The sequence below is a fragment of the Natronoflexus pectinivorans genome, assembly GCF_004345615.1.
Lineage (GTDB): Bacteria > Bacteroidota > Bacteroidia > Bacteroidales > Marinilabiliaceae > Natronoflexus > Natronoflexus pectinivorans.
The window spans coordinates 296,916-319,533 of sequence record NZ_SLWK01000003.1 but is presented as its reverse complement, the minus strand read 5'-3'; the positions used below and the strand labels follow the sequence as shown (position 1 = coordinate 319,533).

9 protein-coding genes and 1 other RNA gene are annotated in these 22,618 nt (G+C 38.5%); 9 read left to right on the top strand and 1 reads right to left on the bottom strand.

What is annotated here, in order from left to right; genetic code table 11:
• Positions 1–235: 235 nt before the first annotated feature.
• Both EV194_RS06570 and murB read left to right on the top strand, forming a co-directional pair.
• The gene (locus EV194_RS06570; protein ID WP_132433248.1) at positions 236–2,620 is read left to right on the top strand and encodes a polysaccharide biosynthesis tyrosine autokinase; all 2,385 of its coding nucleotides are present in this window, start codon (positions 236–238) and stop codon (positions 2,618–2,620) included.
• A 68-nt stretch (positions 2,621–2,688) separates the two neighbouring features.
• Positions 2,689–3,705: a UDP-N-acetylmuramate dehydrogenase gene (murB, locus tag EV194_RS06565; RefSeq protein WP_132433247.1), complete on the top strand. Its 1,017-nt coding sequence runs from the start codon at positions 2,689–2,691 to the stop codon at positions 3,703–3,705.
• Positions 3,706–3,876: 171 nt separating this feature from the next.
• On the opposite strand, the gene EV194_RS06560 is transcribed toward murB, so the two are convergent.
• Positions 3,877–5,226, bottom strand: coding sequence for an MATE family efflux transporter (locus tag EV194_RS06560; RefSeq protein WP_132433246.1), 1,350 nt, complete (start codon positions 5,224–5,226; stop codon positions 3,877–3,879).
• Positions 5,227–5,774: 548 nt separating this feature from the next.
• Here EV194_RS06560 and EV194_RS06555 point away from each other — a divergent pair.
• The 7 genes from EV194_RS06555 to EV194_RS06525 all read left to right on the top strand — a co-directional run bounded on the left by EV194_RS06555 (position 5,775) and on the right by EV194_RS06525 (position 22,561).
• Positions 5,775–6,419 (top strand): hypothetical protein, encoded by a 645-nt coding sequence (locus EV194_RS06555; protein ID WP_132433245.1) that lies wholly within the window; start codon positions 5,775–5,777, stop codon positions 6,417–6,419.
• A gap of 467 nt (positions 6,420–6,886) precedes the next feature.
• The gene (locus EV194_RS06550; protein WP_132433244.1) at positions 6,887–16,969 is read left to right on the top strand and encodes a T9SS type B sorting domain-containing protein; all 10,083 of its coding nucleotides are present in this window, start codon (positions 6,887–6,889) and stop codon (positions 16,967–16,969) included.
• A gap of 61 nt (positions 16,970–17,030) precedes the next feature.
• Positions 17,031–17,966: a PorP/SprF family type IX secretion system membrane protein gene (locus tag EV194_RS06545; RefSeq protein ID WP_132433243.1), complete on the top strand. Its 936-nt coding sequence runs from the start codon at positions 17,031–17,033 to the stop codon at positions 17,964–17,966.
• A gap of 108 nt (positions 17,967–18,074) precedes the next feature.
• Complete coding sequence (locus EV194_RS06540) at positions 18,075–20,120, top strand: OmpA family protein (protein ID WP_132433242.1); 2,046 nt, start codon at positions 18,075–18,077, stop codon at positions 20,118–20,120.
• Positions 20,121–20,205: 85 nt separating this feature from the next.
• Complete coding sequence (locus tag EV194_RS06535; protein ID WP_243699343.1) at positions 20,206–20,835, top strand: SPOR domain-containing protein; 630 nt, start codon at positions 20,206–20,208, stop codon at positions 20,833–20,835.
• Between the two features lie 10 nt (positions 20,836–20,845).
• Positions 20,846–21,221, top strand: an RNA gene (gene rnpB, locus EV194_RS06530) — RNase P RNA component class A.
• A gap of 29 nt (positions 21,222–21,250) precedes the next feature.
• Entirely contained in the window at positions 21,251–22,561 is a 1,311-nt protein-coding gene (locus tag EV194_RS06525) for a YihY/virulence factor BrkB family protein (RefSeq protein WP_132433241.1), read from the top strand.
• The last annotated feature ends 57 nt before the right edge of the window (positions 22,562–22,618 follow it).

Below are 22,618 nucleotides of genomic sequence, written 5' to 3'. Positions count from 1 at the left end.
TTTTCTGTTTAATCTTGTTTATCAGTCTAATCCCGAGTGAATCTGGACTATAAATCTTCAATGCAGATTTATTACAAAATTTAAACAGTCTGTAAATTGTTCAGTTGATTTTGGCGAACCTTAAATATTGTTATAAAGCTTTTGTATATTTGCCGTTAACCTTAAGATATTAATTTTTTTTGTTGTCTAATTTCTGAATAAGCATTGGATCAATTGCTGTTAAATATTTAAACTGATGGCTGTACCAACACACCAGGGAGGAATCAAAACACCAGTAAACCATCGAACCGATGGATTTTCCGATATACGAAAAATCATTCGGCTCATTCTGGCGCACTGGTATTTGTTCGTCATTTTTATTCCAATGGGATTAAGCGCCGCCTGGTTTTACCATCGCTATACCGCACCTGAATATCGTGCATCCATCACCATGTTATTCCAGATCAGCAGCGAGCGTTCTATTTCGCGTTCGGTACTGACCGAAGGTTTTGGCCTCTCGCCGGAGATGAGAAGTTTTGAGAATCAAAGTTTTATCATACGGTCACAGTCAATGGTGCGACGTGCCATTGACCGGTTGGATTTTGGTGTAGCCTACTATGCACGTGGCAGATTTAAAGATACCGAGCTCTACAACCCAACGCCTTTTGAAATCAAATTCGACTCGCTTCATCCACAACTTCTAAACACGCCTATTAATATTGATGTTTTAGGAAATGGACAAATTCAGGTTTCAGTAAAAAGTGATGGAAACTGGCTGCACAATTATAAAACTTCTGCTAATGAGTCATTTTCGGGTCCGGTAAGTTTTGACAGAACAATTTCATTTGGAGATACCATTCAGCATAGTGCATTTAAATTTTCGGTTAATCCTACTTCAGCCAATGGTAGAATAGAACAAGGAAATTACTATATCGTTTTCAACTCCCATGCAGCACTTGCTTCCCGTTTTCGCTCACGTTTATCGGTTTCTCCTTATCGGGAAGGTTCCTCTATTACATTTATTTCTGTTACAGGGTTTCAACCTCGAAAATTGGTCAGATTTTTAAATGTGTTTTCAGAGGAAATCATCATCAACAACCTGGAGAGGAAGAACGATATGGCCACTCGATCCATCGACTTTATTCAGCGACAGTTGAATCAAGTTTCGGATACACTACAGGTAACCCAGCAGGAGTTGATGGATTTTAGGCGTGAAAACCGTTTTATGATGCCATCTGAAGTGTCACAGCGTTTGTCGTCAGAATTTTTTCAGAAGGAAAGAGAACGGCGATTGCTTGATGTTAGTTATGAGTATTTTACCATTATTAAACAACGTATACAGGATAATGACCTGAATGAGGATGATTATCTTCTCCCGGTTTTTTCCAGTGAACCTGCAGGGATTGTTCAGCAGTTTGTCAGGGATCATCTGGCATTACTTAATGAACTAACATTGATTGCAGGTCAGGCTGGAGAAGCCAATCCATATCAGCAGCAGTTAAGAAAGCAAATTGAGCTTTCGGAAAAAACCTTGCTGACTGCCATTCGAAAGCAGATGGAAACCATTGATATGCAGCGTGCAGAGATTGATCGGCACATTGGCTTGCTTACCAGGGAAATAGGAGATTTGCCCGAATTGGAGCGTGATTTTCTTGCTTTGGAAAGAACTCATAAACTGAATGATGCCATTTATACCTTTTTGTTGCAGAAAAGTTCTGAAATGCAAATTGCTAAGGCAAGCAATGTGCCCGATAATGAAGTACTTGACCAGGCTTCGGTTAGTGGCCCCATTACTCCAAGCGAAAGAAGTAATTACACAAAAGGCTTAATGGCAGGTCTTATTATCCCAGCTCTCATCATTGGGTTAAAGGAGCTGTTCAATACGCGAGTCAGAGACCGTGAAGACTTACAGGGAATATTAAACAATGTACCAATTGTAGGAGATATTTTGCGAAACCGGGATGGGGGAGAGAACGTTGTTCTTGATCAATCAAACTCTGTTGTAGCTGAATCATTTCGGTCACTTCGTGCAAAACTTCGCTTTTTGTTATCTCAAAATCCGGGTAAAGTCATTTCAGTTACCTCTACCAACACAGGCGAAGGGAAAACCTTTTGCTCCATAAATCTGGCTTCGGTTTTTGCCATATCAGGTAAAAAAACCGCTGTGGTTGGGTTTGATTTAAGGAAACCAAGGCTTTCAGCAATTTTTGATGTCGCAAATCATCCGGGAATCAGCAACTATTTAATTGGTCAGGTGGAGTTTGATGATATTGTAAGACCAACAAACCATGAGAACCTGTTTGTTATTCCTGCCGGAGTCATACCGCCCAATCCTTCTGAACTTATTTCCGGTTCTAATACCGTCTATTTCTTTGAAAAACTAAAGGATAACTTTGATATCATTGTGGTGGATACACCACCTGTTGGCCTGGTTTCTGATGCAAGAATATTAATGGATCTGGCTGAATGTCATCTTTATGTCGTTCGAGCTGGTGTGACCAATAAAGAGCATTTTGGTATTACTCTAAGCAATTTAATTGCCGAAGATGTTAAATGCATTGGGGTGGTGATGAATGATGTTGCATCGGCGCCACAGGGCTACGGTTATTATGCATCAGGTTATTTTCAGAGTAAGAGCTGATCAAGCAGTCATGACTGCTTGAATTATTCAACATTATTATAAAAGAAAGAGTTTAGATAAACATAAGAATGAAGATACTCTCCAATTTCTCATTAAAGCACCTTAACACATTCGGGATTGATGCCAGCGCAGATAGATATATTTTTTACACCTCAGAAGATGAGTTGAAACATATCATTGACTCAGATCAGATTAGAGATGTGCCAATATTAATTTTAGGTGGGGGAAGCAATTTACTGTTTGTTTCCAATTTTAACGGGGTTGTTTTGCATTCCGGGATTCAAGGTATTGAAAAGATTCAGGAAAATAATCAGGAGGTAATAATCAAAGTTGGAGCGGGAGTTGTTTGGGATCATCTTGTAAATTGGTCTGTTGAAAATGGCTTTTATGGACTGGAAAATCTTTCAATTATTCCCGGAAACGTGGGAGCTGCACCAGTTCAGAACATTGGAGCCTATGGTGTGGAGGTTAAGGATGTAATTGAAAAAGTTGAGGGATTATACCTTAATGACGCATCTCATTTTGTTATTCCGGGTAATGAGTGTCAGTTTGATTATCGGCAAAGCATATTTAAGACCTCATTGAAAGGAGAGGTAGTCATAACAAACGTATATTTTCGACTGAAAAAGCAACCAGGTTTTATTCTTGATTATGGATCACTTGTTGATGAAGTCAATAAGCTTGGAGAAACAACTCTTGAAAATGTGCGTCAGGCTGTGATAAAAATCCGGCAGTCAAAACTGCCGGATCCGGAAGAGTTTGGGAATGCCGGCAGTTTTTTTAAGAATCCGGTAATTTCATTCACTCAATTTCTAAATCTTCAAAAATCATTTCCTGAAATCCCTCATTTCATACTGGGAAAGAACTCACTGGTGAAAATTCCGGCCGGATGGCTCATCGAAAAGTGTGGCTGGAAAGGAAAATCAATAGGCAATGCAGGTGTTCATCATAAACAGGCCCTGGTTCTTGTGAACCTTGGGAATGCCTCAGGAAACGAAATTGTTGAACTTGCCGAGCGCATTGAAAACGATGTTTTTTATGCCTTTTCCATAAAACTTGAAAGAGAGGTAAATGTGGTTGGATAATAGATCCTTTGTAATCACATATGTAAATAGCGAACGAACTCTGACGTCTCAGATAATTCAGAATTTAAAATTAAATAGCCTCGAAGTACCGCAATATTCAAACCTCAAACCTTAAACCTCAAACTTATAACTTTAAACCTTAAACTTCAAACTTCGCATCAACCATCTACTTCACCCCCTATTTAACCACAAAAATCTAAACAGAAGTTGCATGCTGACCATCATTAAACCCGACATGTAACCAAGCCATATCCCTTGCGGACCCAGTTTGAAAATAAAAGCAGCCACATAACTTACAGGCAGTGCTATAATAAAATAGGCTACAATTACCATTATGGTAGGTATTTTCACATCTTCAAGACCGCGTAAAGCACCAAGAGATACCACCTGGACTCCGTCAAACAGTTGAAACATCCCACCAATAAACATGAGACTTGCACCAATGGCAATGACCTCCGTTTCAATAGCTGGTACAAATAGTGCCGGGATTTTAAATCTAAAAGCCAAAAATATAATAAGGCTAAAAGTCATGAAGGCAATGACCATATGCAGGGAAGCAAAAACGGATTTTCTAACCTGCTGAAAATTTTCCTGACCTCTGAAATGACTTACCTTTATGGTGGTTGCCGCTGCCAAACCTGCTGAAATCATATAGGTGAAGCTCACAAGACTCATAACAACCTGGTGAGCAGCTAAGGCATTTGCGCTGATCCATCCCATCATAATACTACCGAGGCTGAACGAAAGCATCTCAACAATGTACTGACCACCAATCGGTATTCCAAGTTTTAATAATTTGATTGACTTTGAAAGATTAAAGCGGGTGTAGCGCCAGTATATTATATCCTTTTTGAAAAAACTAAATTTAAAAAAGAACCAGACAAAGATTCCCATCATAAAAAATCTAGCTATAAAAGTTGCGTATCCGGCTCCCATCAACCCATAAGCAGGCAGACCCAGCTTCCCATAAATTAATATGTAATTCAGGATAATATTCAGAAAATTGGCTGTAATGGTAATTACCATGGCAATTCGTGTATTACCTAATCCTTCTGCATATTGCTTAAATATGAAAAAAATCTGGAAAGGAACAAGTGTGAGAACCAGAATCAGATAATAGGGAATAGCCAGATCGACAACATCTTTTGGCTGTCCCATGTAAGGGATTAACAATGCGATTCCAGCCAATATGATGGTTTGAATGACTGCCAATACAGGGAATGTGAATATTCCCTGCTTAAACCATTCCGTTGCCTCTTTTCTGTTGCCTCCGCCAAAAGCTTTTCCACTTAAAGGAGTAAGTCCGGTAACCAGACCGATTCCGAACATCATTCCAACTATAAATATACTGTTTGCTAATGCTGCGGCTGCTAAATGAGTTGCTCCCAAACGGCCAACCATTAAATTATCTGCCAGAACAACTATAACCTGACCTGCCTGAGATAAAATTACCGGTATGGCAAGTTTGGAGTTTGCCTTGTAGTTCGATTTAAATTCGCTGAAATATTTTTTTACTCTCACTTCTGCATGATTAACATTCCAATGTGCAAATATGGGTCAATTTTATTTATCCGCCTATGATGTATGTCAAAATGGTAGTTTGCCAACTCTTGCGGAATTAAAACTTTCAAGTCTGAAGAGCCTTAATATTATCTGTAATTAAATAAATGTTGTCTAATAATAAAATTATAATGCTTAAATAAAATTTATAAGGCTACTTAAGTTTCTATTAATCGTTAGAAGAATATTTTTATGTAGAACTAAAATTTGATATATCTTTATATAAAAAAATGAATTGTGTATCAAATATTAGTGATTCTGATATAAAAATTATAGGGATATAATTATAATTTATAATCTTTAATAAGAAATGGGTATATTGTTTAAAAATTAATAATCAGAAATAAATTTTTCAAATTTAAATTAGAAAAATGAATAAATATTGAATAGATTAATTTAGAATATTATAATAGATCAATAAAAATATAAAAAAAGTAAATAAAAATTTTGTTGAAATAAATAATTAATTATAGATTTGTAGAATGCTGTATAGACAAAATTTATTAACGATGCATTTTTCAAAACTGTCGTTTGATGATTTTATGGTCAAAGTGGCTGGTCTGATTGGTAATTCGCTGAATGAGACGCGTATTGTCGAAGCAACTGGTAGGTTTGGCTATGATGAAACCAGAATTAAAGAGGGGGAGATGTTTTACCGGAAGGTAAAGCAATTTAATGATGCTCAGGAAAAAGTCATACAAGACAAGATCAAAGCACATGAAGAGAGAAAGAAATTGCATAATCTGGTTCGAAAACAATACATGAAAATGTTGCAGATAGCGCGAATTGCTTTCGATAAAGATATCATCATTTCAAAAGCACTGCAGCTTGAAGGTCCTCGAGAAACTAAACTTGATGATTGGATGAATCAGGTTTCAGTTTTTGGTAATCGTCTATTGGGAGAGGAGAGATGGATCTCTGTTCTCAAGAAATATGGCATCAGTAAAAAGGATGTCGCAACACTTTTGTCCGATCTGGATAAATTGCGAGCGAAGGCTCTGGAATGTGAAAAACTTAAAAACGAATCCAAAAACCAAACTGCCGTTAAGCGCAAGAAAGTTAAAGAGTTGCAAGAGTGGGTGAGTGATTATTTGAAGATTGCAAAAATTGCATTGGATGAGCAACCAGAGCTTTTTCGTCGTTTAAGAGTGTAGTTATTTGTTTTTGCAATTAAGAAATGTGCTTAGAATTAGAGCATTTTGTAACATATAGTGAAATTTATCGTAAAAAATGTTTATAGATTAAAATAATTCTAAAGAGGATTATTTAAGTATATGCAATTCACAAAATGGATGAAAAATCTGTGTGGTAATTGAAAGATTATTACATTGTTATGGTTTGGTGGAATTTCAATTGTGACAAATTACTGATTTTATAAGAGTGATATGTCTAACATCAAATCATTGCAAGAGGTGTTTTTTTGATTAATTACTGCACTTTATCCTTTAGAATCGCGTTTCAATAGGCGAATTCCATTATTTTTGTGAAGATTTAACGGGTTATATGGAATGTAATGGTTACAAGAAGGTTAAATATTTTTCAAACAACCATTTATTCTGGACTCAATTACGAGCATTTTTGTTTTTAATGATATTGAATGTCTTACCCTAATTTATGGGATATGAATTATAGATATTTACTGCGATTGTTTTTTATGTTGATTTTTTCTTTTTGCAGCTTATTCGTTGGTTTTGCGCAAGAAAGAGAAACATCAACTCTTTCGGAATATGAGAGAATTAGAAAGGAAGCTAGAGAGGCACTGGAAAAAGGTGATATTGGAGAATATATTATTCTTGCGGGGATCAATGATATTCTGGACTGTCTTGAGCCAGCTTATTGCCAAAATTCTGGATCTGTCCTGTTATATCCAAATGATGATTGGACCATACTAGGTTCAACTGTGGGGTTTGAGTGGGAAATTAGTGTTGGTGGTGTGATTATAAATACTCCAGAAAATTTAATTACCAAGATAGGAGAGGGACTAGATGCTGAGTTTTACTTTAATCCTGAATTGCTTGCAGATGTTTATTTAAGCAGAACCCTCAAATTCGAGGTCTTCCAGGTTACAAGTACTGGATTTCGTTCCACATCAATGAGTGATGAAACTACGGTTCTACCTATACCTACTATTTTTAATTTAACCGGCGAAGAAGAAACTTGTTCTGGATCTCCAATTACTCTTGATTTAAGTGGTAGTCAAACAGCAGTACGCTATCGACTTTTTAGAGATGATGTTTATACTTTTACTCTTATCGATGGTACAGGTGATCCTATTTCATTTCCTAATATTAGTACATCGGGATTATACACTGTACGAGCTGAGATTGTTGCCAGTGGATGCCAGGCAGTTATGAACGGGGAGATTGATCTCGAAGTTTACCCTCTACCCACTCCAATAGCTTCCTCCGATGAACCTACATATTGCGAAGGAGATCAAATTAAACTCTCTGCAGAACCTGACGGAATGGTTCTATATGAATGGACATTCCCTGATGGTGCAACCACATTAACTGATCAAAACCCTATTATATCAAATGCTTCCAGAGCTGACCATCATGGCCAGTTTTCGTTGTTTGTAAGAGATGCAAATGGTTGTGAAAACACCACAACAATAAATATTACCGTTAATGAAAACCCTGAAGTTTCCATCATAGCTCCTGAAGAAGCTTGTGAGGATTCGGATTTTACAATTCAGGCAATTGTTGATGGAGGTACTGGCCCTTTCTCGTATTACTGGGAAAAAGATGGAGATGACATGGGGTTGCCATCTACCACATCTACAATTTCAATTAATGGAGCTGATGTTGTAAACGATTCCGGTATTTATACTGTTGTAGTTACCGACAACAATGGTTGCGGCTCTGATGAAGCTTCAACTAACATTACCATCAATCCAAGACCACAAATTAGCGCGATTGATTACACGGGAGATGTTTGTGAAGGCGGTTCAATCACACTTTCAATTGATGAACCAACCAATGGTGATGGAAATTATACTTATCATTGGGAATTAGGTGGTATGCCCATTCCTAATAACTCAAGAACCTTAACAATCAATCCGGTTTCATTAACCGATGCCGGGACTTACACTGTTATTGTTGAAGATGGCAATGGTTGTTTTAGCGATGTAGAATCACAAATTGTTGTGGTTTTTGACAATCCTGAAGCAGAGCTTTTGGGATTAGATGAATTGTGTGTTGGTTCAACAGGAACCTACACTGGATCGGGTGGCGATGAATATGAATTTTTCATCGATGGTTCGTTGGTACAGGCAAAATCCACGATAGATTTTATAGAATATACTCCTGTTGTTGGTGACGTAGGAATTCGTGTGATTCGCGTTGTAGTTCATACAAATGATGGTTGTACCGATACAACAGATATCTCTGTTGAAGTTTATCCACTTCCTGTTGTTTCTATTTCACTTGAAGACCCTGAAATCTGTGCAGGTAGCAATACCAACCTAATTATTCAATTAACAACAGGTACGGCACCTTGGACAGTTACTTATAGTGATGGAACAGACTCTTTTACCGAAAGTAATATTCCCGGTAATACCTTTTCAATATCCGTATCACCTACAGAAAATACTACATATAGTATTATATCTGTTGAAGATACCAATGGATGTGAATTGTTCCCCGTAGGTTTGGAGATTGAACTTATTGTGAATGAGAATCCAACTGTATTTATTGATAGTGATAACACTCCTTCACACCAAGTTTGTTTGGATGGAACTATTGTTTTAACGGCTACACCCGACCCTGCTGTTGGTAATTATGTTTACCAGTGGTTTCATGGAGCGGATGTGTTATCCGAAACTGGTTCAACATTAACGTTAAGTAACGTAACCTTAGATGATGCAGGAACCTATAGTGTTATTGTAACAAATATTGATACCGGTTGCTTTAGTGATTCTGATGAATTGGACGTTGAAGTAACACAGGCAATAGCCACTTTGTCCGGAGCTGCATCATTCTGCGAAACAACTACTGAGACTTATATTGCCGGAGGAGGAGTTTCTTACCGATTCTTATTGGATGGGTCTGAAGTTCAGGGTTGGTCAGCTGATTTTGAATACACCACGGATCCTGCATTGACTGACGGTGATTATACCCTTCGCGTTGAAATAGTTGATGTAAATGGTTGTGAGGATTTTGAAGAACTTGAGTTTACTGTCAATCCTCAGCCTACAGCGATCATTTCATTGGAGGATGCGGCAATTTGTGAAACGGGAAGTACAAACCTTATCATAGAATTATCTGTTGGTACAGCTCCTTGGACGGTTACGTATAGTGATGGAACAGACTCCTTTACCGAAAATAGTATTCCCGGAAATTCCATTTCTATTCCGGTATCACCTGCCGTCAATACTACATACAGTATTATATCTGTTGAAGATGCCAATGGATGTGAATTGTTCCCCGTAGGTTTGGAGGTAGAACTCGTTGTAAATGAGAATCCAACTGTTGATGTTGACAGTGACAACAGCCCCGACCATCAGGTTTGTGTTGGCAATGATCTGGAGTTGTTTGCTTCACCGTCAGGAGGAAGCGGTAATTATGTTTACCGCTGGTATCGTGACGGAGTTGTCATTCCTGGAGAAGGGAACATCTCTTACACCATCACCAATGCACAAATAGCCGATGCAGTTGAGTATAGTGTCGTTGCCATTGATAGCGACACCGGTTGCGAAAGCACACCGGCTTCATTAACTGTTGTTGTAACAGAAGCATCAGCTACTTTAGATGGGGAATTATCCTTCTGTGAGACACTAACTGAAACCTATACAGCCGGAGGAGGAGTGTCATATCGATTCTTGATTGATGGAACTGAAGTACAAGGCTGGTCTGCTGATAATGAATACACAACTGATGCTTCTTTAACTTCAGGTACATATATATTACGCGTTGAAATAGTTGATGCAAATGGTTGTGAGGATTTTGAAGAACTTGAGTTTACTGTCAATCCTCAGCCTACAGTGATCATTTCATTGGAGGATCCCGCAATTTGCGAAACGGGAAGTACAAACCTTATCATAGAATTATCTGTTGGTACAGCTCCTTGGTCTGTTACGTATAGTGATGGAACAGATTCCTTTACTGAAAATAATATTTCTGGAAATTCCATTTCTATTCCGGTGTCACCTGTCGTAAATACTATTTATAGTATCGTTTCTGTTGAAGATGCCAATGGATGTGAATTGTTCCCCGTAGGTTTGGAGATTGAACTTATTGTGAATGAGAATCCAACTGTGGATATCGATAGTGACAACAGTCCTTCACATCAGGTTTGTTTAGGACAAGATCTGGAATTAGAAGCTACACCGTCAGGAGGAAGCGGTAATTATGTTTACCGCTGGTACCGTGCAGGCGCTGTCATTCCTGGAGAAGAGAACTCAACTTACACCATAATTAATGCTCAGTTTGTTGATGCAGTTGAGTATAGCGTCGTAGCCATCGACAGCGACACCGGTTGCGAAAGTGATCCGGCATCATTAACTGTAGAAGTAACTCAGGCAACTGCCACCTTGGATGGTGCATTAGTGTTTTGTGAAAATACATCTGAAACATACACTGCCGGCGGCGGAGTATCTTATAGATTTTTAATAGATGGTGCTGAGGTTCAAGGGTGGTCAGCAGATAATGAATATAATACTGACCCTGCACTAAGTGCCGATGATTATACACTTCGCGTTGAAATAGTTGATGCAAATGGTTGTGAAGCCTTTGAGGAGATTAATTTTTCTGTAAATGCTGCTCCGGAAGTGACTCCAATGGCTGCGTTTTCTGTATGCGAAGATGGTGATTTTACTTTGCAAGTCACAGTTACCGGTGGAGCAGGCCCATATAATTTCCAATGGGATGGCCCTGATAATTTTGAATCCGACGAGGAAGAGCCGCAATTAACAAATGTTACACTATCTGCTTCTGGTACTTATACTGTTGTTGTTACTGATGCCAATGGTTGCGGAAGTGCTTCAGCTGATATTGATGTCACAGTCAATGAGCGACCTGTTATCTCTTCTTTGGATAGTGACTCTCCACATGCAACTTTACATCAGGTTTGTAGAGGCAATAATCTTACGTTGACTACTGAAGCTACAGGAGGTACTGGTGTATATACATACACATGGATATTTGGTGGAAATACCATCCAAACAGGACCAGATAATACCTTGGTTATTAATAATGCAGATGAAAACAACGATGCAGGTGTTTATACCGTTATCGTGAATGATGGTAACTGTGATAGTGAGTCGATGGACATAGAAGTGGTGGTTACCTTTGCAACAGCCGTTCTTAATGTTACCGATGATGCAGTTTGTGAAGGAATTCCTGTTACGTTCTCTGCCGGAGGAGGTGTTTCATATGAATTCTTTGTTAATGGAACTTCCGTGAAAGGCCCGGGAGCTTTAAATACTTACACAACATCTGATCTATCCGATGGTGATGTTGTGATGGTTGAAGTAATCGATGTGAATGGATGTGTTGACTCAGAAATGATTACAATAACCATACATCCTTTACCTGTGGTGTCAATTTCTGAAAATACAAACAATGTTTGTTCCGGTGAACCGATTATCATTGAGGCAACTTCTGGTTATGTAAATTACGACTTCAGAATTAATGGTACCTCTATTCAGAATTCCGAATCCAATATATTTGAATATTCTAATTTCGTAGATGGGGATTTGGTCTCGGTCAGAACCAGCTCAGAGTTTTGTTCTACTTTAACAGGACCTTTGACCATTGAAATCCGTGATCTACCTGAAATTACTTTAGAAAGTGATCAGACAAATGACATTGCCTGCGATGGAGAAGATGTTATATTTACTGCAGGAGGAGGTATTGATTACCAATTCTATTTAGACGGAGACTTGGTGCAGGACTTTGGAAATGGAAATACCTGGACAACTAACAGCTTAGTGGATGGACAGGTTGTAAGAGTTGTGGGCGAAGGAGCCAATGGTTGTTTTAATGAAGAAACTGTTACAATGGAGGTTAATACGCCAGTTGCAACAATGGCTGTTTCACCAAACCGACCTGAACATTGTGCCAATGAAACTGTGCGTTTTACTGCATCGGCAGGAGAACTCTTTGAGTTCTTCCTTAACGGCAATTCTCAAGGTGAGACTACCAATCCTGTGTTTGAGCATTTCCCGCCTCTTGATGGCGACGAGATATATGTAGTTATCACCAATGAATTTGGTTGTGTGGCTGCATCAGATGTGAGAGAACTAATTGTGAATCCCGTTCCTATAGTAAATCTGAATGTTGATGTAACTGATGAAACCATTTGTGAAGGAGAAGAGGTTATCTTTACTGCCACTGCTGATCCTGAATGGAATTATCGTTTCTTTATTTTGAGAGATGGCGCTGATATTCAAGTTCAGGATGGCTTGTTAAATACTTACTCAACTACTGATCTGCAGGATGGTGATGAAGTATATGTCGTTGTACGTGATGAAAATTCATGTAACGGGATTTCACCAAGTGTAATTATGACTGTCAATCCTAACCCTGAGGTAACACTTAACGTGTTACCGTCAAATCATATTTCTGAAGGTCAAGATGTTACTCTGGAAGCTATCGGTAATGGGGTGGAGTTTTTATTCTATATTAATGATGTTGAAGTTCCTGAAGGATGGATTTCTGATAATACATATGATTTTAATAATCCTGAAGATGGAGACCTTGTTTATGTAGATGCGCGTTCAGCTTTGGGATGTATCACCAGAAGTGATACCATAGAAATCATGGTAGATGCTCTACCATTCATCTTTAATATCTTACCAATTGATCCTTTCTATTGTGCAGATGCCACAGGGGTTCAACTATATCTCGAAGATTACGAGGAAGGGGTAAGATACGATCTTTATGATGTTACTGATCTCGATTCACCATATGCCACAGGCGTTGTTGAATCAGGCGTTTTAGTATGGAACGATGTTCCTGCCGGAACATATCGTGTTCGTGCTACTCGTCTTCTGGGTGTTGAACCCAATATTTGGTTCCCCGACGATGTAATAGTTTCCATGGAGCCAACACCAACTATATTTGACGTTGAGCCAGCAGGAACAGTTGAAACATGTCCTGTTTCTATAGAATTGATCGGTTCAGAAGAGGATTTCATATATATGCTTTACCGCGATGGAGTACAGTTAATTGGATCTGAGGTAACGGGTACCGGTGGTGATCTTTTATTCGGTGAATTTGATATGGTTGGAGTATACACCATTCTTGCCACAAATCCGGCAACCGGTTGTACAGCATGGATGAATGGCGAAGTTGATCTTGATTTGCCGCCTGTTGGAAATTTGTATGATCTGTTAATGGATCCTGAAAATGGACAGTTTTGTGAAGGTGGAATGGGTGTAAACTTATACCTTTCTGAATCCACTGTCGGCGTAAATTATCAATTGTATCGAGAAGGTTTACTTCAAAATGAGATATTAAGTGAAGATGGAGGAGAAATCCATTTTGGATTATACACAATCCCAGGTGTCTATCAGGTCTTTATTGAAGTTGGCAGCGGATGTCGATATCCCATGTCAGAGGCTGTAATTGTTATGAATTCATTACCAGAACCAAGAGGCATCGAAGCCGATAACAATGGTCATTTCTGCGAAGGAAGTGATGGTGTTGAAATCCGACTGATAGGTTCTCAGGCTAATGTTAGATATGAGTTACATTTTAATACAATTTTAGTTGCTGAACTTGATGCACTTCCTGCAGATGATTCAGATGTACGTGCCTTTGAAGGTTTGTTTGACCAACCAGGCATTTATACTGTCTATGGTATTACAGAAGCTGGGTGTATTGGTATTGTTGCAACCATTGAATTGACCAGAAATGAATTACCTGAAATATTCACTATTGAAGGTAATGATTTCTGTGCTGATCCAGGCATCGCTCAAATTCTTTTGACGCAATCACAGACTGGAATCAGTTATGAACTTTGGCACAATGGACTTCCAACTGGTGAAATTTTTATTGGCAATGGTGGACAGCACATTTTTGAATATGCTGATGAAGGCGAATTTAGCGTTTTGGCTACCAACATTGCTACTGGATGCGAGGTTATGATGGATGGAATACTAGAATTAGCTTCCAAACCAATGCCAGAACTGGATGTACAAGTTGTAGTAGATAATGATGGTGCAGATTGTGAGAATGGTGCGTTAATAACAATACTGAATTCAGAAGTTGGTGTTGTTTATGAATTATGGTACCAGATAGGGTCCGATCAAGGACCAACCGGAAATATTGTTATTGGTGATGGCAGCAATGTTGACTTTCCTGAAAGGGTTGTTGATGTTAATGCAACATATCTAATACTTGCCGAATTAGATGGTTGCTCAGATTTTCTTATTAGTCCTGCATATGTTAACGTACCTGGCGCTATTCAAAGATTTTTAGTTTTAGGAGACGGAACTATCTGTGAAGGAGATGCAGGTGTACAAATTGAGCTTTCATCATCTCAGCTTGGGGTAACCTATACTTTATGGTCACTTGGAGGTGGTGTAGGTGGCAGTAATAAAGTTGTTTCATTTATTGATGATTTTACTGCTGGCGAGCGAATCGATTTTGGTTTAATATCTGATGAAGGTGATTATATAATTGTAGGTAGCAATGCTGATTGTGATTCAATACCGATGCATGGTATGGTGGAGCTGCGTTTCAATTCATTGCCAATAGCATATCAATTAACTGGTTCCGGTATTTATTGTGATGACAATGTCGGTGCTGTAATTGGTCTTGATGGTTCAGAAGAAAATGTGATTTACACATTAATTTTTGATGATGCAGGAATTCGACGTAACAGAGATACTATTACGGGTAGTGGTAGTGAGATTTTCTTCGAGTCTCAAATTGAAGAGGGGTACTATACTGTATATGCACGAAACTCTATTACGGGTTGTACCTCAAGTATGAATGGCGAGGTTGAAGTAATAATACGAGACACTCCAGATGTATCAGATCTAATTATTTCTGGTCACGACAACGAATTTGATTGTGGTTATGCTGAGATTCATCTATCTGGTGTTGAAAGCGGAGTACATTACTCATTATATCATGACGGTGAATTAGTTCAAAACCGTTATGTAGATGTTCAAAACAGTATAATATTTGGCAGCATTACCGAGTCAGGTGTCTATTCAATTTATGCCTCATACAATGGAGCTTGTGAGGTACTAGTAGATGAGTTTACACTTACTATTGAGGAAAGTCTATCAATTGGTGAACTTACTAAAAGTGAAGATGGTTGCGTCAGTTCAGTCACTTTAACGCTGTCAGAAAGTGAAGTCGGAGTCAATTATCAATTGGTTATTGATGAAGATGATGCCGTCGGTGAAATAATGCCTGGAACTGGTGCTCCATTAGTATGGATAATTGAAAATCAAGGTACTGAACTTTACAGGGTCATTGCAGAAATCCCTGGAAATCTGTGTCCTGCTAGTAGTAATCAGGTTTTGGTTAATATTATTTCAGGAGGCGTTTCGAATGTCTTTTTAGACACCGAGTATTGTTCCGATGGGGATGGTGTTACTGTAAGAATTGATAATACTGTAACGGGAGTCTATTACGACATTGTTGCAGATGGGGACTATTATACACGTCGTGGTAATGGAGGTTCTATTTTCTTCGAAGGTATTATTGGTAGCTCAGATGGAATCTATTATGAGATTGAAACCAGTGACGCATGTGTAACCGTTGATCAACCTAGTTTTACCGTCACCGCCTTACCATCGCCTGAAATATTCCGTCTAACACGTACCACTGATTCGCAGGAATTTGTACTCAGTGGCTCAGAGCAAGGAGTATGGTATTTCTTGCTAAGAAATGGACGATTTATATTTGATGATATTAACTATATCCGTCCTGGTACTGGTTCGCCTGTCAACTTTGGCTACATTGATATCCCCGGTTATTATACTGTTGTTGCGCAACATGAAACCAGCGACTGTGAGGCGTTTATGGATAACATCATACATATTGACAGTGAATTGCCTGATTTTAGAGCCAATGATGATGTGTTCTATCTTGGTATCGACAGGTTCTCAGGCATTATCGATGTTGCCAGAAATGACCGATTTGATCCTTTCCTTGATGAAGGTCATCTTGAATTTATGCTCATTGACCCAATGTTGGAGGCTGAGGTTGAACGATTCACTTTGTATTTGGATAATGATGTTGCCAATGTTCCAATAGCTGAATTGTCAATTGATACTGAAACTGGTGAAGTATCATATTCTAAGCTTCAGGTTAGTTATTTCGGTATTGATTCAGTTCAATACAGTGTACGAAACACTCAACCTGGATTACAGAATCGTTATGATACTGCAAACATTACAATAGTCGTTGGAAACAAGGATATTGATGAACGTTTATCGTTTATTCTACCAAATGCTTTCTCACCTAATGGTGATGGCTTAAATGATTTCTTCATCATACAAGGTTTGGACAACACCTATGAATCTAATTTGGAAGTGTTCAATCGTTGGGGAACTGTAGTTTATAGAAGCAGAGGCCGATGGTATAATAACGATTGGGATGGAACCGCCAATTCAGGAGATATGGTTTCTATTGGAAAAGAACTACCTGTTGGAGTCTATTTTTATGTGTTTAGTGTAAAGGTTTATATTGATGAAGAGTTAATTAATAGAACCTTTAGCGGATTTATTGAACTGAGAAGATAAGAATTGAGATAGTAACCCAATTGCAACAGGTTTAAACCTGTTACAATTAAGTCCCTATATTATGATTAAAAAGTATCTGATATTAATAGGTTTAGTGTTGACTGTGGGTGGCGGAATGATCATTGGTCAAAATCAATATCAATTCAACCACTACATTGCCAATCAGGGTTTGTTAAACCCTGCTTACAATGGAACCAGGGACATTATTAGCGGACTGATGATTCATCGCAGTCAATGGGTTGGCTTGGAGGGTGCTCCTATGAACCAGGCCTTAAATATACATGGCCCAATTGAAGATACCGATGTTGGACTTGGTTTATCCATCGTGAATGATCGGATAGGATTTACCAATACATTGGATCTGTTTGGTGCAGCTTCCTACAAATTACGTCTGGATTATGATGAAAAGTTTCTCTCTTTTGGTCTTCAGTTTGGTTTAAGCTCCATGGTCTACGATGGAACCGATGCCGTTATCATCGATTACGAGGATCCTTTGTTTTCAGGTAAAGAAACAAAATTGAATTTCAATTTTGGTTTTGGTGCTTATTATTTTTCCGATGATTATTTTATTGGTTTTTCTATTCCTAAATTTTTTACTGATCAATTTGATGAAAGAAGCGAAGGCTTTAAGAACTCTATAGATTATAAGAATATACATAAATATTTGTATGGAGGTTATGTGTTTGACTGGCATCCTGTGAAAGTGAAACCTACGCTTATGATTAGAGAAGTTTATGGTGCACCTTTAGTATTCGATTTTTCCACATCTGTGCTCTTAGCTGATCAAGTTTGGGTAGGATTGGCCTATCGTTCCATATCCGATATGGTTTTCTTGCTGGAATATATTATTAACCGGCAATTTACAGTCCGATATTCGGCCGATTATCCGTTTAATTCTATGAACAGACATGCAAAATTTGGATCACATGAAATAAGTCTCCAATTTGATTTTTCATTCAACCGGAGACCAGGAATGCGTTCAATCAGGTATTTCTAATTGGTTGTATCCTGAATTCCGGATACACAGAATAGTTAAAAAAATCACAGATGTTTTTAAATAAGTTGGGATACATCTGAAAATCTATAGAAAATAAATCTTTACGAGATGAGACCATACCTAAAGTCCATATTTATTTTTCTCTTTCTGTTAAGCTCTACGCTTGCCTGGAGTCAGGGAGCTTTATTACGCCGTGCTAATAATGAGTACAACAGGGGAGAGTACTATGAAGCGCTTCAACTCTTTCAAAGAATTGTTGCTAGTGGTTATGAACTTGATATTGAATCCAGAATTAAAGTGGCGCATTGTCATTACGACAGGAATAATATCATGGAAGCATGGAGTATTTTTTCTGAATTGGAACAGCATTTAACTGGTCATTACCTTTTTCTATACGCTTCTTCCACACATAAAATTGGTTTTTATGAGGGAGCTATTGATTTATATCGACGCGCCAGACCTGAAAACCCTCGTATTCAAGGTCAAATAGATGAACTAATCAGGGCTTGTGAATGGGCGCTTGCCAATCCCATATTCGACCAAGACATAAATGTTTTACCATCATTAATACCAACGTTTGGTCAGTCATTTGGTATTCAATATTTCGGTGATGGAGTTGTTTATTCTTCAGCATCTCCCGAGGATGAAGGTCAACGAGGACGCAGAGACCGAACAGGAAGAAGTATGCTTGATTTATATTACTCCGAACTTACCAATGGAAGTGTTTCTTCGGAACGGAGACTCTTTTCTCAGAATCTGGTTTTCCCTGAACACGTTGGTGCAACTTCTTTTACTCCTGATCAGAAAAGAATGTATTATACCCGCGTTGTACGTGTACGCGGAGGGTCTGTATTTAAGATTTTTTCTGTTGAACATGATGGAAGGGACTGGGTAAATGAACGCGAATTACCTTTTAATAGCAACGATTTTGATACAGGATATCCGGCCGTGACTCCTTGTGGCAAATTTCTATATTTTGCTTCAAACCGGCCTGGTGGCTATGGAGGAATGGATATTTATATGGTAGAAATTCGTGGGCGAGGAAACTATGGTCCACCACGAAATCTTGGACCAGAAGTTAATACTTTCGGTAATGAGGTCTTTCCTTTTATCAGTCAGGATGATGTATTGTATTTTTCCAGTGATGGACACATTGGTTTTGGCGGTTTAGACGTTTTTAAAGCTGCCAATGTAAATGGCAACTGGAGAAATGTAGAGAATATGATGCAGCCTATGAACTCTTCCTTTGATGATTTTGCATTTGTTATTAACCCGGATAATCCATCTCATGGGTTCTTTTCAACGAACAGAAGAGGAGATGGTGATAACGATGAATTATATGCGGTGAGGCTTCGTGAACCTGAAGATAGAGTTGAAAGTGAGCCCGCGGACGTAATCCCTGTCATTGGATTGCCCGATTCTGAACCTGAGCCTGTAATTGAAGAGCCTATTGTGGAAGAGCCTGTTGTTGAAGAACCAACAGTTGATCTTTCTATGTTCCCTTCAACATTTGGAACAATGGTTAATAGTTCTTTTGATGAAGATGCTCTTGAAAACGCATCAGTAAGGATCTTAGATTCTTTTACAGGCAGCGTGGTTGCTCGTGGTTCAACCGGTTCCAATGGTCGGTTTTTGATAACAATTCCTGATAATTACAGAAGAGAGGGACAGGAGTTTGAAATTGAAGTTTCCAAATCAGAATATCATACACGAAAACTTGTCGCCAATATTCTAGAATTAACCGAGATCGAGAGAAATGGTATTACCCTTACTCGCATATTTAGGGAAGCTGCGCTGAATGAGATCAGTGGTTTAATTATACCATATGTTGGTTCTGAAATTACCCAGGAAGGATACAGAATTTTAGATCAAGTGGCAGGTTATTTACAAAACAACCCTCATGTTGTAATTCGTCTTAATGCGCATACCGATGCACGCGGTGATCGGATGAATAACCTTACCACTTCACAGAATGTATCTGAAGTAGCAAAATCATATCTGGAATCCAACGGTATTTCTGGTAATAATATCATTGCCAGAGGATATGGAGAGAGATATTTGTTAAATAACTGCAGTAGAGGCAAATTATGTAGTGATTCTGAACATCTCGAAAACCGACGCGTTGAGGTTGTAATTTGGCGGTTTTTACAATAATATCAATTTTTGAAACCATTGAACTTTCATAATTGAATGAAAATGTCGAATTTTGGAGATTGAACCTAATACAAAATTTATAGTGATGAACCTGATAAAGAGCTTTATTATAATTCCACTGTTGTTTTGCACGATATTTGCTTATGGTGACAAGCTTGAGCATTTACGTTCAGCTCGCAGAATAATTACTGTGCATGATATAACTGCGCCATATTTTACTATTCAAATTCTGGCTTTGGCAGAACCACCAGGAAATCCTGAGTTTTTTAATGATATAGAGGTGGCACGGGAGTTTATTTCAACCGATGGATTTGTACGATACACAGTAGGGGAATATAGAACTTTTGCAGAAGCTGCCCGTGATTTGGATCAAGTGAAAGCAAAAGGATATCAGGATGCCTTTGTTTTAAATCTAAGAAAAATATCTTTAAAAGGAAGTGATTACCAGTCAACAGGGGTTGAAGGATTTGTTCCTGACCCAAACCGGGAATATACCATACAGCTTGCAGCCTACAGATTTCCGGTTTATGTTTCAGAATTTGAACAATTCGAGACTGTGTATGAGTTTTATATGCAGGATAGAATCTTTCGATATACAACTGGTCGATTCCTAGGTAATACAGCTCTTCAGGAGTTGGAAAATGTAAAGAGAAAAGGGTATCCAGATGCCTTTCTGGTTAGGTTTGACCAGTATGAGAGGTATCGTATCGAATAAATAAAATAATGCAGCAGGTCGGTCTGTCGCTGTAAGCTGTAGTTTGCAGAGGAAAGTCCGGACAACAAAGAGCAACGTGCTTCCTAACGGGAAGATACTCGTGAGGGTATTTCAGCGTAACAGAAAATGACCGTTCCGGCTTGCCGGAATAAGGGTGAAAAGGTGAGGTAAGAGCTCACCGGTTCCGGTGGTGACATCGGAAGCCGTACGTCACACGTGTTGCAAGACCATGTATACCCCGGTTTCTTTATAGAAGCAGGGTTGCTCGCCCTGTTGATTTCAGCCGGGGAGGGTAGGTCGCTGGAGATCGCAGGTGACTGCAATCCTAGATAAATGACAGACACTGTTAATCAGTACAGAATCCGGCTTATAGACTTGCTGCTTTTTCTTTTCCTAATTTTTTAATTGTTCGCTCGTGAAAAATAAAATAGATAAGGTAAAGAAATTTGTGCAGGAGGATATTTGGCGCATCAGGAAAGAAAAAACGTCTAAGCGGCAATATTTGACCATCCGATTTTTCCGCATTTTTGTTCTTGCTGTAAAAAGATTCATGGTTGATAACTGCCAGATTAAAGCATCAGCACTTACTTACTATTCTTTATTATCTGTAGTCCCGGTTGTTGCTTTGGCTTTTGCCATTGCAAAAGGATTTGGCTTTCGGGAGAGATTGGAGGAAGAACTTCAGTCAAAACTTACAGGTCATCAGGAGGTTATGAATTGGGTTCAGGAATTTGCTCTCAGCTATCTTGATAATGTTCAGGGAGGTATGATTGCCGGTATTGGAATTGTGATTCTTCTGTGGAGTGTAATGAAGATTCTTGGCAGCATTGAGGAATCATTTAATGATGTTTGGGATGTAAAACACTCCCGATCAATTGTAAGAAAGTTCAGTGATTATATTTCATTTGTTCTGGTGGCTACCGTTCTAATGATGCTTTCTTCCAGTTTCTTGGTTTTTATAACTAACAGCATTGAAATATTTGATGTAGGAAGGGTGGCTACACCCATTATTGTCTGGGCTTCTCCCTACCTTGCAATTTGGCTTGTGTTTTCGTTGATGTTTATTTTAATGCCAAATACTAAGGTTAAACCATCTGCCGGTTTTTTTGGAGGATTTATCGCCGGCTCTTTGTTCTTATTTGTTCAGTTTGCATATATTACCTTCCAGATTGGCATGTCAAAGTATAATGCCATTTATGGTAGTTTTGCAGCATTGCCTTTGTTTTTGATATGGATGAATATCTCTTGGCTGATTGTTTTATTTGGTGCAGAACTTTCATACGCATTTCAAAATGAAAAAAGCTTTGAGTTCGAAGCCGATACTCAAAAAATGAGTTTTCATTATAGGCGTTTAGTAAGCTTGCTCGTTGTAAAATACCTGGTAGATGCCTTCAGGGATGAGAAGCCTGCTCCATCTTTGAGTGAAATATCGGTTAGTCTTAAACTGCCAATTCGCTTGGTTTCTGAACTTCTCAGAAAACTTGAGGAAGCAGGTGTTTTAGTGGAGGTTTTATCAATTGACGACGATAGAGACATCGGTTATGCTCCGGCATTTGACATCGATAAAATGTCTGTTAATTGTATCATTGATAAAATAGATTCACATGGTTCATCAGATTTTCATTTCGAGGAATCTGAAGGTTATCAAACTTTAAAAGAGATTCTTGATGCTTTTTCCAAACAGAAAGCCGAAATGAAGGAGAATGTTTTATTACGGAATTTGTAGTGATACATCAAATCACAAATATAGAACAAAAAAAGCAGCATTTCCATGCTGCTTTTT

Bases quoted from the DNA above. Each gene is read 5' to 3' on its own strand.
- EV194_RS06570 (WP_132433248.1), top strand. From the start codon at position 236: ATGGCTGTACCAACACACCAGGGAGGAATCAAAACACCAGTAAACCAT.
- murB (WP_132433247.1), top strand. From the start codon at position 2,689: ATGAAGATACTCTCCAATTTCTCATTAAAGCACCTTAACACATTCGGG.
- EV194_RS06555 (WP_132433245.1), top strand. From the start codon at position 5,775: ATGCATTTTTCAAAACTGTCGTTTGATGATTTTATGGTCAAAGTGGCT.
- EV194_RS06550 (WP_132433244.1), top strand. From the start codon at position 6,887: ATGAATTATAGATATTTACTGCGATTGTTTTTTATGTTGATTTTTTCT.
- EV194_RS06545 (WP_132433243.1), top strand. From the start codon at position 17,031: ATGATTAAAAAGTATCTGATATTAATAGGTTTAGTGTTGACTGTGGGT.
- EV194_RS06540 (WP_132433242.1), top strand. From the start codon at position 18,075: ATGAGACCATACCTAAAGTCCATATTTATTTTTCTCTTTCTGTTAAGC.
- EV194_RS06535 (WP_243699343.1), top strand. From the start codon at position 20,206: ATGAACCTGATAAAGAGCTTTATTATAATTCCACTGTTGTTTTGCACG.